The sequence below is a fragment of the uncultured Psychroserpens sp. genome (genome assembly GCF_947494225.1).
GTDB lineage: Bacteria > Bacteroidota > Bacteroidia > Flavobacteriales > Flavobacteriaceae > Psychroserpens.
Map to the genome: position 1 here is coordinate 136111 of NZ_CANLUG010000004.1, position 15479 is coordinate 151589.

General features: G+C 34.0%; 19 protein-coding genes. 14 read left to right on the plus strand and 5 right to left on the minus strand.

From position 1 onward, the window contains the following. The first annotated feature begins 96 nt into the window (after positions 1 to 96). From Q0893_RS10990 to Q0893_RS11050, 13 genes are all read left to right on the plus strand, one after another. Positions 97 to 552 (plus strand): MarR family transcriptional regulator, encoded by a 456-nt coding sequence (locus Q0893_RS10990; protein ID WP_298902536.1) that lies wholly within the window; start codon positions 97 to 99, stop codon positions 550 to 552. Between the two features lie 42 nt (positions 553 to 594). Next, positions 595 to 1167: a YceI family protein gene (locus tag Q0893_RS10995; RefSeq protein ID WP_298902535.1), complete on the plus strand. Its 573-nt coding sequence runs from the start codon at positions 595 to 597 to the stop codon at positions 1165 to 1167. Positions 1168 to 1428: 261 nt separating this feature from the next. Further along, positions 1429 to 2829 (plus strand): anthranilate synthase component I family protein, encoded by a 1401-nt coding sequence (locus Q0893_RS11000; protein WP_299275492.1) that lies wholly within the window; start codon positions 1429 to 1431, stop codon positions 2827 to 2829. After that, positions 2826 to 3389 carry an aminodeoxychorismate/anthranilate synthase component II gene (locus Q0893_RS11005; RefSeq protein WP_298902531.1) on the plus strand — a complete coding sequence of 188 codons (564 nt, stop codon included), beginning with the start codon at positions 2826 to 2828 and terminating at the stop codon, positions 3387 to 3389. The genes Q0893_RS11000 and Q0893_RS11005 overlap by 4 nt, the downstream gene beginning before the upstream one ends. 1 nt (position 3390) lies before the next feature. Then, positions 3391 to 4383, plus strand: coding sequence for an anthranilate phosphoribosyltransferase (gene trpD / locus Q0893_RS11010; RefSeq protein ID WP_299275496.1), 993 nt, complete (start codon positions 3391 to 3393; stop codon positions 4381 to 4383). Further along, entirely contained in the window at positions 4383 to 5168 is a 786-nt protein-coding gene (gene trpC / locus Q0893_RS11015; protein ID WP_299275499.1) for an indole-3-glycerol phosphate synthase TrpC, read from the plus strand. Before trpD ends, trpC begins: the two co-directional genes overlap by 1 nt. Further along, positions 5165 to 5830, plus strand: a complete 666-nt coding sequence (locus tag Q0893_RS11020; protein ID WP_298902527.1) for a phosphoribosylanthranilate isomerase — start codon at positions 5165 to 5167, stop codon at positions 5828 to 5830. Before trpC ends, Q0893_RS11020 begins: the two co-directional genes overlap by 4 nt. Before the next feature lie 3 nt (positions 5831 to 5833). Beyond that, positions 5834 to 7015 (plus strand): tryptophan synthase subunit beta, encoded by a 1182-nt coding sequence (gene trpB / locus Q0893_RS11025; protein WP_298902525.1) that lies wholly within the window; start codon positions 5834 to 5836, stop codon positions 7013 to 7015. Beyond that, positions 7015 to 8109, plus strand: a complete 1095-nt coding sequence (locus Q0893_RS11030) for a carbohydrate-binding family 9-like protein (RefSeq protein ID WP_299275505.1) — start codon at positions 7015 to 7017, stop codon at positions 8107 to 8109. The genes trpB and Q0893_RS11030 overlap by 1 nt, the downstream gene beginning before the upstream one ends. Further along, positions 8106 to 9194, plus strand: a complete 1089-nt coding sequence (locus Q0893_RS11035; RefSeq protein WP_299275508.1) for a family 10 glycosylhydrolase — start codon at positions 8106 to 8108, stop codon at positions 9192 to 9194. The genes Q0893_RS11030 and Q0893_RS11035 overlap by 4 nt, the downstream gene beginning before the upstream one ends. Next, the gene (gene trpA / locus Q0893_RS11040) at positions 9187 to 9954 is read left to right on the plus strand and encodes a tryptophan synthase subunit alpha (RefSeq protein WP_298902521.1); all 768 of its coding nucleotides are present in this window, start codon (positions 9187 to 9189) and stop codon (positions 9952 to 9954) included. Before Q0893_RS11035 ends, trpA begins: the two co-directional genes overlap by 8 nt. A 25-nt stretch (positions 9955 to 9979) precedes the next feature. Then, positions 9980 to 10447 (plus strand): tRNA (cytidine(34)-2'-O)-methyltransferase, encoded by a 468-nt coding sequence (locus Q0893_RS11045; RefSeq protein ID WP_298902520.1) that lies wholly within the window; start codon positions 9980 to 9982, stop codon positions 10445 to 10447. A 475-nt stretch (positions 10448 to 10922) separates the two neighbouring features. Beyond that, entirely contained in the window at positions 10923 to 11099 is a 177-nt protein-coding gene (locus tag Q0893_RS11050) for a hypothetical protein (protein ID WP_298902518.1), read from the plus strand. Here the strand turns inward: Q0893_RS11050 and Q0893_RS11055 are convergent. Genes Q0893_RS11055 through Q0893_RS11065 form a run of 3 tightly spaced genes read right to left on the minus strand, consistent with a single transcriptional unit; the run spans position 11083 to position 12825 of the window. Next, complete coding sequence (locus Q0893_RS11055) at positions 11083 to 11322, minus strand: VF530 family protein (protein WP_298902517.1); 240 nt, start codon at positions 11320 to 11322, stop codon at positions 11083 to 11085. The two genes, Q0893_RS11050 and Q0893_RS11055, sit on opposite strands and share 17 nt — an antisense overlap. Continuing rightward, positions 11322 to 11537, minus strand: coding sequence for a DUF6500 family protein (locus Q0893_RS11060; RefSeq protein ID WP_298902516.1), 216 nt, complete (start codon positions 11535 to 11537; stop codon positions 11322 to 11324). The genes Q0893_RS11055 and Q0893_RS11060 overlap by 1 nt, the downstream gene beginning before the upstream one ends. A gap of 1 nt (position 11538) precedes the next feature. After that, positions 11539 to 12825, minus strand: a complete 1287-nt coding sequence (locus tag Q0893_RS11065) for a DEAD/DEAH box helicase (protein WP_299275515.1) — start codon at positions 12823 to 12825, stop codon at positions 11539 to 11541. Positions 12826 to 13022: 197 nt separating this feature from the next. On the opposite strand from Q0893_RS11065, the gene Q0893_RS11070 reads away from it, so the two are divergent. Next, complete coding sequence (locus Q0893_RS11070) at positions 13023 to 14000, plus strand: class I SAM-dependent methyltransferase (RefSeq protein WP_299275518.1); 978 nt, start codon at positions 13023 to 13025, stop codon at positions 13998 to 14000. Between the two features lie 6 nt (positions 14001 to 14006). On the opposite strand, the gene Q0893_RS11075 is transcribed toward Q0893_RS11070, so the two are convergent. After that, complete coding sequence (locus tag Q0893_RS11075; RefSeq protein ID WP_298902512.1) at positions 14007 to 14660, minus strand: uracil-DNA glycosylase family protein; 654 nt, start codon at positions 14658 to 14660, stop codon at positions 14007 to 14009. Continuing rightward, entirely contained in the window at positions 14660 to 15418 is a 759-nt protein-coding gene (gene yaaA / locus Q0893_RS11080) for a peroxide stress protein YaaA (protein WP_299275523.1), read from the minus strand. The genes Q0893_RS11075 and yaaA overlap by 1 nt, the downstream gene beginning before the upstream one ends. Positions 15419 to 15479: the final 61 nt, after the last annotated feature.

A 15479-nucleotide genomic window follows, 5' to 3' on the forward strand; every position in this document is an offset into this window, starting at 1 on the left:
TGAATCAAATAACGGACATTGATAAATTTAACAAAATATTAAAAGCACTGTTCAATTTTTGTATTACATTTGTATACACAACAATTGTATATACAAATGTCAATAGAAAGTGAAATAAAAAGTACGATTAAGCTAGATATAAAAAGTAAAACCGTTATTAATTTAATATATACTACAAACTGGCTTAAAGAAAAAACACAGGCATTTTTTAAAGATTATGATTTATCGTCTGAACAATATAATGTGCTTAGAATTTTAAGAGGTCAAAAAGGACATCCTGCAAATCTAAGTACCATTCAAGAACGTATGCTTAACAAAATGAGTAATACGACCCGTTTAATTGATAAACTATTAAAAAAAGAATTAGTAACCCGACAAACATGTCCGTCTAACAGACGAAAAATAGAAATACTAATCACACAAAAGGGCTTAGACTTATTAACCGAATTAGACGTTATAGTGACTTCGAGTAATTTAGAAATCACAAAAAGTTTAAACCACAAAGAACTAACAACACTCAACGAATTGTTAGATAAATTAAGAACTCATTAAATAACAACAATAACCCAAACACAAATTTTAATAACAAAAACAATGAAAAACAACACTTTAAAATTAGCAGCAATACTAGTATTAGCTTTATCGTTTGCATCCTTTACCAGCATTATTAAAAAAGAAATAAAAGTTAAAGAATCAACAATTACTTGGAAAGGTCATAAAGTTACTGGGTCTCATGCTGGTAGCATAACTTTGAGTGATGGCACACTTATGTTTGAAGGAAAAAAACTAACTGGTGGACACTTCACGATAGACATGTCTAGTATTTCGGTAACAGATTTAGAAGCAGGAAAAGGAAAAGAGAAACTTGAAGGTCACTTAAAATCTGATGACTTTTTTGGAACTAGTACTTTTCCAAAGGCAACATTTACCATTACCAAAGTAAAAGGAAAAGATGGTAATTATAAAGTTACAGGTGATTTAACGATTAAATCAAAAACAAACACGATAACATTCGACATGAATGTTAATAAAAACACGGCAACGGCCAACTTAAAAGTTGATAGGTCTAAATTTGATGTACGATATGGTTCACCTAGCTTTTTTAATAATTTAAAGGACAAAGCTATCTATGATGAATTTGATCTAAATGTCACATTGAAGTTTTAAATAAATTTTGATTAATAGCAACATTTAGTGATTAAGGTTCCCATTAACGTGGGAATCTTTTCTTTTTTATAGAATTAAATTTGAAAACTAAATTTTGATTTCTATATTTGAACTTTAATACAACAATGAACACAAATTTAAATCATACTTGGTGGTGGATGTCTCGAAACGAAAAAGTCGTGAACTAAACCTGTAGGTATATTTAAAATAACATATACAAAAGGCTTGTCAATCACGACAAGCCTTTTTTAATATCAAAAAATGAAAACATTTAGTTTATATACACATTACAAGAAGATTTTAGCAGATACCATAACTCCTGTTAGTATCTATTTGAAGATTAGAGACAAATTTCCTAATAGTATTCTATTAGAGAGTAGTGACTATCATGCAAACGATAACAGTTTTTCCTACATCTGCTTTAACCCTATTGCCTCGATTACAGTAGATGAATATGTGATTAAGCAACAATATCCAGATGGAAGCACCAAAACAAATAAGGCGAAAAACATTTCGGTAACAGAAGAAATTCACAAGTTTACCAAACGCTTTAAAGTAAACTCTGATGAAAACTTTAAGTTTATAAACAACGGAATTTTTGGCTATACGGCTTATGATGCAGTCAAGTATTTTGAAGATGTCGACATTAGTAAAAAACCAAATTCATTAGATATTCCAGATATTTACTATGCTGTATATCAAAATATCATTGCCATAAATCACTTCAAAAATGAAGCCTATATTTTTGCACATTGCTTTGAAGCCGAAAACAACATAGACGAAGTTTTACAACTTATTAACTCTAAAAATTTTGCTACCTATAATTTTAAAAGAGACTCTGAAATCTCTTCAAATCTAACCGACGAAGACTATAAAAGTCATGTGGAACTTGCCAAAAAGCATTGTGCCAGAGGAGATGTATTTCAATTAGTACTTTCTAAAAAATTCGAACAGGCTTTTAAGGGTGACGAATTCAATGTATATCGCGCTCTTAGAAGTATCAATCCATCTCCATATTTATTCTATTTTGACTACGGAAATTTTAAAATCTTTGGGAGTTCGCCCGAAGCTCAATTGGTTATTCATAATGGTCAAGCCGAAATTCATCCCATTGCTGGAACTTTTAAAAGAACAGGAAATGATGAAGAAGATCAAAAATTGGCAAAACAACTCTCTGTTGACGATAAGGAAAATGCAGAGCATGTCATGTTAGTTGACCTCGCAAGAAACGACTTAAGTAGACATGGAAGTAGTGTTAAAGTAGAAACCTATAGAGAAGCGCAATTTTTCTCTCATGTAATCCACCTCGTAAGCAAAGTCACAGGGAAAATACACAAAAACACAACAACCATGGAAGTGGTTGCCGACACTTTTCCTGCTGGAACATTAAGTGGAGCGCCTAAACATCGTGCTATTCAACTTATTGAGCAATATGAAAAAACGAGCAGAACATTTTATGGTGGCGCTATAGGTTTTATGGATTTTAACGGCAACTATAATCACGCCATAATGATAAGAACTTTTATGAGTCAAAATCATAAATTACATTGGCAAGCTGGAGCAGGATTAGTATCAAAATCTAATCCAGAACACGAATTACAAGAAGTATATAACAAACTTGGCGCTTTAACAAAAGCTATAGAATTAGCAGAAGATATATGAAAGTATTAGTAATAGATAACTACGATAGTTTTACGTATAATTTAGTTCATTATTTGGAAGATTTAAATTGTGACGTTACAGTAAAACGAAATGACAAACTCACCATTGAGGAAGTAGATGCTTTTCAAAAAATAGTGCTCTCGCCTGGACCAGGAATTCCTGATGAAGCCGGACTACTAAAGGCCATTATAAAAACGTATGCACCAACTAAAAGCATCTTAGGTGTATGTTTAGGGCAACAAGCTATTGGCGAAGTTTTTGGTGGTTCACTCATAAATTTGGATACTGTACATCATGGTGTCTCAACGCAAATTAATATTAGCGTAACCGATGAATCTCTTTTCAAGAATTTAAATAATTCTATCCAAGTTGGCCGCTACCACTCTTGGGTTGTTAATCCCGATTTGCCTGAAGTATTAGAAGCAACATCTTTTGATGATAACGGACAAGTAATGTCTTTAAGACATAGAATTTATGATGTTAAAGGTGTACAATACCATCCAGAATCGGTTCTAACGCCAGATGGAAAACAAATTTTAGAAAATTGGATTAATAGTTAACATGAAACATATATTAAATAGATTAATTAACCATGAGAGTATCTCTAGTGAGGAAGCAAAAAATGTTCTAGTGAATATTTCCGAAGGCAAATATAACCAAAGTCAAATTGCCTCCTTCCTAACCATATACATGATGCGCAGTATTACCATAGAAGAACTGCAAGGCTTTCGAGATGCTTTATTAGAACTATGCATCCCTGTGGACTTATCAGATTTTAATGCCATTGATTTATGTGGAACTGGCGGTGATGGTAAGGACACTTTCAATATTTCCACATTAGCATCATTTATTACAGCTGGAGCTGGTGTGAAAGTTGCAAAACACGGTAATTATGGTGTATCGTCTGCATCTGGATCCTCAAATGTAATGGAAGCACTTGGTGTTAAATTCACCAACGATGTCAATCAATTAAAACGCAATATTGATCAGGCAGGAATTTGTGTTATGCATGCACCTTTGTTTCATCCTGCCATGAAAAATGTAGCTCCAATTAGAAAAGAACTTGGCGTAAAGACGTTTTTTAATATGCTCGGCCCAATGGTAAATCCGGCATTTCCTAAAAACCAAATGGTAGGCGTTTTTAATTTAGAATTACAACGCATTTATGGTTATTTATACCAAGCCACAGACAAAAACTACAGCATTGTACATGCTTTAGATGGTTATGATGAAATTTCTTTAACCGGTAATGCTAAAATCATTTCTAATACGTCTGAAGTAATGCTAAGTCCATCAGACTTAGGCTTAAAACAAATAGAGGCTTCTGAAATTTTCGGAGGAACCAACGTTAAACAAGCAGCTAAAATTTTCAAGACCATTATAAATGGAAAAGGAACAGAGGCTCAAAACAATGTGGTTTGCGCTAATGCCGGATTAGCAATTGCCACCGTGAACCAAATATCACATGTAGAAGGGTTTCAACATGCCAAGGACAGTCTAGAAAGTGGACGAGCGAAAGCAAGTTTAGAAAAACTCGTTGAATTAAGTAACTAATGGATATTTTAACTAAAATAATAACAGACAAACGTATTGAAGTTAATCTTCGAAAACAGTTAATTCCTATTAAACAACTAGAGCAATCTGTTCTGTTTGAGCGCGAGACCATTTCGTTGGCCAAAACACTTCAAAAAAGTAATACAGGCATTATTGCAGAACATAAGCGTCGCTCACCTTCCAAACAGACTATTAATAATAGTTTAAATGTATTTGACGTTGCCAAAGGTTATGAAAATGCTGGTGTTTGCGGAATGTCTGTCTTGACAGATGGTAAATACTTTGGTGGTAGTTTAGACGATTTATTAACCGCACGTTCTTGTAGTAATTTACCATTACTCCGTAAAGAGTTTATAATTGATACGTACCAAATTATAGAAGCTAAAGCTCATGGTGCCGATGTTATTTTATTGATTGCATCTATTCTATCTAAAGCAGAAATCAAACTGTTTTCAGAACTCGCCAAACAACTACATCTAGACGTACTTCTCGAAGTTCATAATGAAGAAGAATTACAGAAATCAATCATGCCTAGCCTTGATATGTTAGGCGTAAATAATAGAAATCTTAAAACTTTTGAAGTCAGTTTAGATACAAGTATGGAGTTAAGTGAATTAATTCCTAATGATTTTGTAAAAGTATCTGAAAGTGGAATTAGCAACATCGAAGCTATTAGAACTTTACGCCCTTATGGATATAAAGGTTTTCTCATTGGCGAAAATTTTATGAAAACGAAAAATGCTGGTGAAAGTGCTGCTCAATTTATAAAAGACCTCCAACAATGAAACTGAAAGTCTGCGGCATGAACTATAAAAATAATATTCAGGAGGTTGCTCTATTGCGGCCCGATTATTTAGGGTTTATATTCTACGAAAAGTCTAGTCGGTTTTTTAATGGGGAAATTCCCACATTGCCAGATTCAATAAAAAAAGTTGGTGTTTTTGTAAACTCTTCTTTAGAAAGTATTGCAGAAAAAGTCATGACCCACAATTTACAAGCCGTCCAATTACATGGTAAGGAATCGCCAGAATTCATTAAAGAGCTCATACGAATGTTTGCAGACTCTAACTTTAGTTTGGTTGAAATCATAAAAGTTTTTAGTATTAAAGATGATTTCGATTTTTCGGTATTACAACCCTATGAGTCGCTTTGCAATTATTTTTTATTCGATACCAAAGGAAAATTACCAGGCGGAAATGGGTACGCATTTAATTGGGATATCTTAAGCAAATACCCTTCAAGCAAGCCTTACTTTTTAAGTGGTGGTATTGGTAATAGCGAAATAGAAAACCTAAAACAATTTAAAGCCACTCAGGCTTCTAAATATTGTTATGCCATTGATGTAAACAGTAAATTTGAAATCAAACCTGGACTAAAAAACATATTTGAATTAGAACAATTCAGAACAAACGTTGCTTCAATTAATTTTCGAGGAACAAAAAAATAAAACATGAGTTATAACATTAACGATAAAGGATATTACGGTAAATTTGGAGGTGCATATATTCCAGAAATGCTCTATCCTAATGTAGAAGAGTTGCGGCAAAATTATCTTAAAATCATGTCAGAGCCTTCATTTAAAAGTGAATTTAATCAATTACTCAAGGATTATGTTGGTAGACCATCTCCTCTTTATTTTGCAAAGCGATTAAGCGAAAAATACAACACAAAAATCTATCTTAAACGTGAAGACTTAAATCATACAGGAGCGCATAAAGTCAATAATACGATTGGGCAAATTCTAATGGCACAACGTTTAGGTAAATCAAGAATTATTGCCGAAACTGGAGCTGGTCAACATGGTGTGGCGACGGCAACTGTTTGTGCTTTAATGGGATTGACCTGCATTGTATATATGGGAGAAGTTGATATTGCTCGTCAAGCGCCAAATGTAGCAAGAATGAAAATGTTAGGTGCCGAAGTGAGACCTGCATTGTCAGGAAGCCGGACGCTTAAAGATGCTACAAACGAGGCAATTAGAGACTGGATTAACAACCCCATAGACACGCATTATATTATTGGTAGCGTGGTTGGCCCTCATCCCTATCCAGATATGGTGGCTCGTTTTCAAGCTGTAGTTTCAGAAGAAATTCAATGGCAACTTCAAGAAAAAGAAGGAACAACCAAACCAAACTATGTATTAGCTTGCGTTGGTGGCGGCAGTAATGCTGCTGGTGCTTTTTATCATTATTTAGACGATATTGACGTTAAACTTATTGCTGTAGAAGCAGCTGGCAAAGGCATTCACTCTGGTGAAAGCGCTGCTACCTCAGCCTTAGGTCGTGAAGGTATTATTCATGGAAGTAAAACCTTATTAATGCAAACCCATGATGGGCAAATTACAGAGCCTTATTCTATTTCTGCCGGATTGGATTATCCAGGTGTTGGACCAATGCATGCACACCTCTATACTTCTGGTCGTGCCGAGTTCATCTCCATTACAGATGACCAAGCCATGACTGCTGGATTAGAGTTAAGTCAGTTGGAAGGTATTATTCCTGCCATAGAAAGTTCGCATGCATTTGCTGTTCTTGAACAAAAAACATTTGAACCAGATGACATTGTAATTATCAACCTTTCTGGACGCGGTGATAAAGATTTACAGAATTATATTGATTATTTTAGTTATTAATGAAATATTATATATACATCATTTTATGCGTTTGCATTTGTTCCTGTAATGAAAAACAGCAGATAGAACCATTACAGGTTTCTGTTATTGATGACATCGTGAAGCCAAAGCATTATATTGTTTCAAAATCTATAAATCCAATAACTATAGATGGAAATGCTAATGAAGAAAGTTGGAAACAATCTAGTTTTACCGATAAATTCATTGATATTGAAGGGATTAAAACGCCTAAATTTGATACAAAAGTTAAAATGCTTTGGGACAATACTTTTCTCTATGTTTACGCCCAATTAACTGAACCACATATTTGGGGAACCTTAAAACAACGCGATACCATCATATATTACAATAATGATTTTGAAGTGTTTCTAGATCCAACAGGTGATGGTATAGGATATGGTGAAATTGAAATAAATGCTTTAAATACGGTTTGGGATTTGTATTTAAACAAGCCCTATAGAATTGGTGGCAAAGCGAATTTTCAATGGAATCTCGATAATTTAAAAACAGCCGTCAAAATTCATGGAACATTAAATAACCCTAGTGATAAGGACTCTATTTGGACGGTTGAAATGGCCATTCCATTAAAGCCTTTTATTGGTTTAAAAAACAGACCACAAACCTTACCAACCGAAGGAGAGCAATGGCGAATTAATTTTTCAAGAGTACAATGGGATCATGATATAATTGATGATCAATATCATCGTAAGAAGGAGAAGGATAAATTTCTAAGAGAATACAATTGGGTATGGAGTAATCAAAAGGTCATTAACATGCATGAACCCGAAAAATGGGGTTACCTACAGTTTACAGAAGCCTCCTCATCTCGCGATATTGCATTTATCCAAGACGAAGATCTAGATATTAAACAAACAGCTTATGCCTTGTTTCGAAAAACAAGATATGGAGCACTTAAGTTTTTATTAGAAGACATAAACAGCAACTCGAAACCACTATTAGTAACTTATGACGAAAACAAAAGCCTAAACGCTGTATTTTATAAAACACTTTTTGGTTTTGAATACAAAATTAAAAGCCCTAATTCTGATAAAGTCTATATTATTAATCAAGAGGGAACACTAAAATCGATATGAAATATCTAACACTAATTCTCACTGTATTTTTCGTCATGTCTTGCAAAGAAAAGCAAGAAGTTCCAAAACCTACTGAAATGGTTAAGGACAAATTTATTTTTGCAACTTGGACCAACCCAGGAGGCGTGTTTAATAAAGAAAAGTGGGAAACTAAATTAGCTTCTTATGATACTTTAGGAATCTCTGAAGTCCTCGTTGGCGGTAGTCCTGATTTCTATAGACAACTCATTCCGATCGCTGAAAAAAGAAACATCAAAATCCATGCATGGATGTGGACTTTAAATAGACCAAATGATACAACAGCAAATAAACATCCCGAATGGTACGCCGTTAATCGAAAAGGTAAAAACTCATTAGATTATAGGGCTTACGTAGATTACTATCAATGGCTTAGCCCTTTTCATCCTGAAGCCAGAGACTATATCAAAAATAATGTAAAAGAACTTGCGAAAATTAAAGGGCTTGCCTCGATTCATTTAGATTATGTACGTTATGTCGATGTTATTCTAGGTGCAGATTTACAACCAAAGTATGGGCTAGTTCAAAATACCGAAATGCCAGAATATGACTATGGCTATCATCCCATTGCACGCGAAGGATTTAAAGCAATTTTCGGAAAAGACCCTCTAGATTTAGCACATCCAGAACTCAGTACAGAATGGCGTCAGTATCGCTTAAATGCGATTACATCTTTAGTTAATGAACTTGTAGATATTGCGCATAAGCATGAGCAAAAAATGAGTGCAGCAGTTTTTCCTTTTCCTGAAATGTCGCGTCAAATGGTAAGACAAGCATGGAACGATTGGAACTTAGATTCAGCCTTCCCAATGGTTTATAATAATTTTTATAGAGAAAATGTGAATTGGATTGGTTTTGCTATTGAACAAGGGGTCAAGGATGTGGAGTTTCCAATTTATGCTGGCCTCTATAGTCCTGCCCTAACTAATCCTAAAGATTTAGAGAAAGCTATTCGGCTCGTTAAAGAAAAAGGAGCAAAAGGGTTTTCATTTTTTACAGCCGATAATTTAAGTGACGAACAAAAGTCCGTATTTATAAAGTTAAAAGAAGAGTTTAAAAATGAATAGAATACAGAAAAAACTTCAAGAGAATCACAAACTCTTATCTATATATTTCACTGCTGGTTATCCTAGTCTGGAAGATACCGCGTCTATTATCCAAAGTCTCGAAAAAAATGGTGCAGATATGATTGAGATCGGATTGCCATTTAGCGATCCATTAGCCGATGGACCAACAATACAAGCGAGTTCAACTCAAGCCTTAGAAAATGGAATGACCACAAATGTACTCTTTAACCAATTAAAAGACATTCGCAAAACGGTTTCTATCCCGTTAATTCTTATGGGATATTTTAACCCTATGTTGCAATATGGCGTTGAGGCTTTTTGTGCTAAATGTCAAGAGATTGGTATTGATGGTCTTATCATTCCTGATTTGCCTGTTGATGTATTCAATGAACACTATAAAGCTATTTTTGATAGACATGGCTTAATTAATGTCTTCTTAATTACACCGCAAACCTCAATAGATCGTATCAAATTTATAGATTCTATATCGAAAGGATTTATATATATGGTAAGTACAGCGAGTGTCACAGGAAGTAATTCTGGGTTTGGAACTGAGCAAACAACATACTTTAAACGCATCGCAGACATGAAACTAAAAAATCCACAAATTGTAGGTTTTGGCATCTCAAATAACGAAACATTTACCCAAGCAACGCAATACGCAAAAGGCGCTATTATTGGTAGTGCATTTATAAAGCACTTAAAACATGCTGGCACTAATAAAATAGGAGAATTTACAGCGTCTATTCTGAATAAATAAAAGAACATATAAACAACATTACATTATGCCATTAAATATTGTTCTTATAGAACCCGAAATTCCAAACAATACAGGTAACATAGGAAGGTTGGCCCTAGCCTCTGGCTCTAAGTTACATCTGGTAAAACCCTTTGGTTTCGAATTGAGTGACAGCCGACTTAAAAGAGCTGGATTGGATTATTGGCAACATTTAGATGTACATATATACGAATCTATTGAGGGTTTTTTTAATGTACATAAAAATGCAAAATTTGTGTTTCTATCAAGTCATGGTTCTTCACCACACTGGGATATACCGTTTCAAAATGATTTGTTTATGGTCTTTGGAAAAGAATCTGTTGGCCTACCTAAACCTTTAATTGAACAACAGCAACAACAGTTATATAAAATACCCATAAACAATGAACATGTTAGAAGTTTAAATCTAGCCAATGCCGTGAGTATTGTGGTCTTTGAGGGTTTGAGACAATTAGGTAATATTTATGATTATTAGATTATATATTCGTTATATTTGAATATGCAACCGTTGAAAAAATTAAGCCTTTTATGTTTTGGGCTAACACTGCTAGTCGGTTTAGGCTCTTTTTCTGGCGTAGAATTACAACCGCAAATTGAGGGGGTAAAAACGACTTTAGTTGTTGGTCAATCTAGTAATAATTCGCGCTTTTCCATATCATTTCAGAAAGCCTCAGAGTCCCTTATAAGCTGTTTAAATAATCAGGTAAACTTTTCTTTTTATGCGATTAGACTTTTCCATAGTCATAATCAAGTTACCGCTTTTAAATCTTATACAAATAAAGCATTTAATATAAAGTTTAAGAAACTTCACTCCGAAGTGTACGCCTTGTATCACAACAAAACTTTTTACCACAACCACATAGTATAATAGAGTTCACTAACTCCATTGGAGTTTACTTTTTGCTAATAGCATCAAACAACCGTTTGACTGCTCTTTCATTCAATATACTATGAAGATAAAAAAAACCTTAAGGCTAATGGCCTTGATTTTTATGATTTTTTTGGCTTGTATTGTCCCATTCCCAATACAATTTAATCAAAAAGACAATTTACCAAAACATCTAATAGAACAAGTAGAAAAACGAGAAGACGAAGAAGATGAAGACACTCTTAAAGAGGTCTTTTAGATGGGTTTTTCTGTAACATATCCAAATACAAACGTTCAACTTTGGCTCTAGCCCAAGGCGTACGTCTTAAGAACTTTAAGCTAGATTTTACGGATGGATCGTGAGTAAAACATCTAATATTAATTTGATGTCCCATATACTCCCATCCGTAATGCGCTTCTAGTTCGGTTACAATTTGTTCTAAATTCACACCATGTAATGGGTTGTTTTTTTGAGTTGCCATTAGCTCTTTAATACAAGATTTTTGATTTTTATTGCTTTTTCGAAATGGTCTAATTGATGTGTTTCAATCCACCATGTTGCAGCTTCCATCAAAAGTTCTGGAGTGTCATTCTTATTCTTGAAAAAAGCATAAAATGAGACACCTACGCTAGTTCCTTTTTTAGCGATTTTTTCATCACAAATCTTAATTATTTTCGCTTTTAAAACAGGTGTCATTTTAATTACGTTTATCTTTATGCCTCCTTGAATTCGTGTTTTTATTTCGTCTATTTCTATTTTGATTTCTTCCAGAATTATGAGACTTAGATTTTCTAGAATTATTACTCCCTTGTCTATTTTGTCCAGGTTTAATAGGCTCGGTAGATGCATTTGGATCGGGTTCAAAGCCTTCAATAATTTCTACTTCAATACGTTCTCCTATTAGTTTTTCAATATTTTTAAGGTATAACGTCTCATCGGCACTCACTAAAGATAATGCCTGACCATTGGCCCCAGCTCTACCCGTTCTTCCTATTCTATGCACATAATCTTCAGAAATATTAGGTAATTCAAAGTTTACAACATGAGGTAACAATGGAATATCTAATCCGCGAGCTGCAATATCTGTTGCTACCAATACTCTAACCGTTCCTTTTTTAAAACCAGCCAAAGCCTTGGTTCGTGCACCTTGACTTTTATTGCCATGAATCGCAGCAGCACTAATACCTGCAGAGATCATCTTTTTTGTTAATCGATTAGCGCCATGCTTGGTTCGTGTAAAAACTAATGCTTGTTTCCAATTGCCATCGGAAATTAGTTTAATAATAAGGTCTGTTTTTTTGTTTTTAGCCACGCGATATACTTTTTGCGAAATCGCTTCTACTGTAGAATTTTCTGGCGTCGCTTCAACTTGCACTGGCTGATTAAGAATACTGTTTGCTAATTTCCTAATATCTTTTGAAAAGGTTGCCGAGAACATTAAGTTTTGACGCTTATTTGGCATTAAGTTCATAACACGTTCAATATCTCGTAAAAAACCCATGTCTAACATTCTATCGGCTTCATCTAATACAAAGACTTCAACACGCTTAATAGATAATAGATTCTGATTCTGTAAATCCAGCAAACGTCCTGGTGTCGCCACTAACACATCAACACCTCTGCGAAGTGTTGCAACCTGAGGTTTCTGATTGACACCTCCGAAGATAACTGCGCTTTTAATATTTAAAAACTCGCTATAATCTTTAACGCTTTCATAAACTTGAGCCGCCAGCTCTCTTGTTGGCGTTAAAATTAGAGCACGAATTGGTCTAAACTTATCTTTAGGGTTTTCTGATAAATAATGTAATAGTGGCAATGTAAAGCCTGCAGTTTTACCAGTTCCTGTTTGAGCCGAAGCTAACACGTCTCGACCTTCCAAAATTGGAGGAATTGCTTTTTCTTGTATTGGACTAGGTGTCGTGTATCCTTTTTTGCTAATTGCTTTTAACAAGGCGTCAGATAAGCCTAAAGATTGAAATGACATAAAAATTAATTGGGCCTATTATTGGCATTTAAGATGACTCTTAATTATAACATCATCTCTCTTATTTTAAACAAAGGTACTGCTTATTTGCTTGTTAACTCTACATATTTCATTTAGTTAAAAAAATAATCTGTTTTAATTTTTGTCTGCATGTCTATTGGTTAACTTTGTAATACAGGATTGCTGTAAGTTTCGATATGAGATTAATTACATTAGACGATTTTAAAGACACCTTATTAAAAGGTAAGCAAAGAGGTTGGGATTTTATTCTTTCCAAATTTACCTTTCAAAATAATGCGCGTACAAAAAGTGCTTTTAATAGTTCTGCTGTAATTAGTGCCAATTGGTGGGAAATTCCATATGTAAAAAAGCGTTGGAATAAAATGATGACCAATGATGAACATCAAAACTATAAGCAATATCTCATGGAGACTGTCCTAAAAGATCATTCAAATTTAAAGCTCTTATCCCTAGGAAGTGGTACTTGCAGTCATGAACTTGAGTTGGCACAATATAAGCAATTTGAAGCCATTACTTGTGTTGACTTATCTGAATATAGAATTTCACAAGCCGAGAAAAAGGCCGCACAAAACAATCTACAAAACATCTCATTTGTATGTTCTAATATTGACAATTTCAGTTTTAAAAAGGAGCACTATGATGTTGTACTTTTTAATGCTTCACTTCATCATTTTAGACATGTGGACACCTTATTGTCAGAAAAAATAGTTCCTTGCTTAACGAGCTCTGGCTTGCTTGTTATTAACGAGTATGTTGGACCAAATCGTTTGCAATTTCCAAAGGCACAAATACAGAAGATTAACGAGGGTATTCAATTGCTTCCTAAAAAATTCAGAAGACGGTATAAATCCTCACTATACAAAAACAGCTTTTCGGGATCAGGACTACTAAGAATGATTATTGCAGATCCTTCAGAATGTGTCGATTCATCTAGCATCATGCCTTCAATCAATAAGCACTTTAAGGTGATTATAGAAAAGCCCTATGGTGGGAATATTTTAATGAATGCTCTTAAAGATATTTCTCATCATTTTATCGATCTAGATGACGAAAAGACAAAAGCTCTTGATGCTATTTTTGAATTTGAAGATGAGTATTTAAAACACAACCCTTCAGATTTTGTTTTTGGTGTTTATAGAAAACCTGAGCACTAAATTACTTTAAAAAAACTCGCGATATTGAAGTACTCTAAAATCGAAGGTATTAAACTTAGGGTTCTTAGCTTTAAGTTGTTTGTACAGCGGAAGTCTACTTATTGAGATATTTGCCGCACCAGAGCCAGAGGTTAATGATACCGTTTTTATAGTTCTTCCATCTAGGTTAAATTTATGGATTCTGGGAACCTCATTAGATATTAATTCTAGTTTCTTATTATAGTTTTTGAGATGTCTCCTAAAGAAATATTCTGGTCCGTTTTTACTGTTGCCACCTGTAAACAGCAGTGTGTCAATTTTAGGGTATTGCTTTAAGTAGTTTACGACATCACGTAATTTGATATTTTTCATACCCAAATCTGAGGCATCAATTTTCTCACGTTCTGCACTTTCAACGATATCACAAACGCCAATATTATGCTGAATTAAAAACGCTTTGCGTTCTTGGATTGCTTCTTGAGAATTATCATATCTCAAACCCAATTTATGAATTTCGTCTATAAATAACCAGAGTGAATTGTAGTAACTTCCGTAGCAAAAATCAACATCTTTTTCAAGCAATTCTCCAGTACTAAACCTTGGAGGTGGCAAGGTGCCTACAATGAGTTTGGTGGTTTCTTTTTTAATAAATGGCGTATAAGGATGCTTATGAAAAAACATTATCTTGTAAATACAAGTTCGGTTGCACTAGATAATTCATCTGAGAATCGATAATTTTCATAATTAAACCCTTTTACATCATCTATACTTTTTGCATTAGAATCAATAATATAGCGTGTCATATAGCCTCGTGCTAGTTTGGCAAAGGTCATTATTGTTTTATACTCTCCGTTCTTAAAATCTTTAAAATTTGCAGTAATTACTGGCACTTTTAAGGCTTTCGTATCTATGGCCTTAAAGTATTCGTTGCTAGCAAGGTTTAAAAATAATTCATCTTCTTCAAGTTCTTCATTTAAGGCTTGAGTTACTTTCTTTCGCCAAAACTCGTAGAGGTTTTTATTCTTTCCAACGGGAAATTTTGTTCCCATTTCCAATCGATAAGGCTGAATTAAATCTAAAGGTTTTAAAACACCATACAATCCTGAAATGACCCTTACTGTATCTTGGAGTTTGTCTATTTTTTTTGAATCAATAGTATAAGCATCTAGTCCTCTATAAACATCTCCGCTAAATGCATAAATGGCCTGTCTTGCGTTGTCTTGTGTAAAAGGTAAGCTCCAATCCTGATTACGTTGGTAATTTAGTTGACCCAAATTATCAGATATTTTCATCAATTTAGACAAACTTTTTGCAGATTTCTTCTTTAATAACTTGTTTAGACGTACGGCTTCATTTAAAAAACAGCCTTCAGTTGTTTTTGTAGTAGGTAACTTGCTTTCGAAGTCTAATGATTTTGCTGGAGAGAGTACGAGTTTCATAAACGATATTTTTCGTTAACTAAATTACAATATTTCTTTGTTTTTTTCAGGTTAAAGATAC

Coding starts and splice junctions, on each gene's coding strand:
- Q0893_RS10990 (WP_298902536.1), top strand. CDS start 97: ATGTCAATAGAAAGTGAAATAAAAAGTACGATTAAGCTAGATATAAAA.
- Q0893_RS10995 (WP_298902535.1), top strand. CDS start 595: ATGAAAAACAACACTTTAAAATTAGCAGCAATACTAGTATTAGCTTTA.
- Q0893_RS11000 (WP_299275492.1), top strand. CDS start 1,429: ATGAAAACATTTAGTTTATATACACATTACAAGAAGATTTTAGCAGAT.
- Q0893_RS11005 (WP_298902531.1), top strand. CDS start 2,826: ATGAAAGTATTAGTAATAGATAACTACGATAGTTTTACGTATAATTTA.
- trpD (WP_299275496.1), top strand. CDS start 3,391: ATGAAACATATATTAAATAGATTAATTAACCATGAGAGTATCTCTAGT.
- trpC (WP_299275499.1), top strand. CDS start 4,383: ATGGATATTTTAACTAAAATAATAACAGACAAACGTATTGAAGTTAAT.
- Q0893_RS11020 (WP_298902527.1), top strand. CDS start 5,165: ATGAAACTGAAAGTCTGCGGCATGAACTATAAAAATAATATTCAGGAG.
- trpB (WP_298902525.1), top strand. CDS start 5,834: ATGAGTTATAACATTAACGATAAAGGATATTACGGTAAATTTGGAGGT.
- Q0893_RS11030 (WP_299275505.1), top strand. CDS start 7,015: ATGAAATATTATATATACATCATTTTATGCGTTTGCATTTGTTCCTGT.
- Q0893_RS11035 (WP_299275508.1), top strand. CDS start 8,106: ATGAAATATCTAACACTAATTCTCACTGTATTTTTCGTCATGTCTTGC.
- trpA (WP_298902521.1), top strand. CDS start 9,187: ATGAATAGAATACAGAAAAAACTTCAAGAGAATCACAAACTCTTATCT.
- Q0893_RS11045 (WP_298902520.1), top strand. CDS start 9,980: ATGCCATTAAATATTGTTCTTATAGAACCCGAAATTCCAAACAATACA.
- Q0893_RS11050 (WP_298902518.1), top strand. CDS start 10,923: ATGAAGATAAAAAAAACCTTAAGGCTAATGGCCTTGATTTTTATGATT.
- Q0893_RS11055 (WP_298902517.1), bottom strand. CDS start 11,322: ATGGCAACTCAAAAAAACAACCCATTACATGGTGTGAATTTAGAACAA.
- Q0893_RS11060 (WP_298902516.1), bottom strand. CDS start 11,537: ATGACACCTGTTTTAAAAGCGAAAATAATTAAGATTTGTGATGAAAAA.
- Q0893_RS11065 (WP_299275515.1), bottom strand. CDS start 12,825: ATGTCATTTCAATCTTTAGGCTTATCTGACGCCTTGTTAAAAGCAATT.
- Q0893_RS11070 (WP_299275518.1), top strand. CDS start 13,023: ATGAGATTAATTACATTAGACGATTTTAAAGACACCTTATTAAAAGGT.
- Q0893_RS11075 (WP_298902512.1), bottom strand. CDS start 14,660: ATGTTTTTTCATAAGCATCCTTATACGCCATTTATTAAAAAAGAAACC.
- yaaA (WP_299275523.1), bottom strand. CDS start 15,418: ATGAAACTCGTACTCTCTCCAGCAAAATCATTAGACTTCGAAAGCAAG.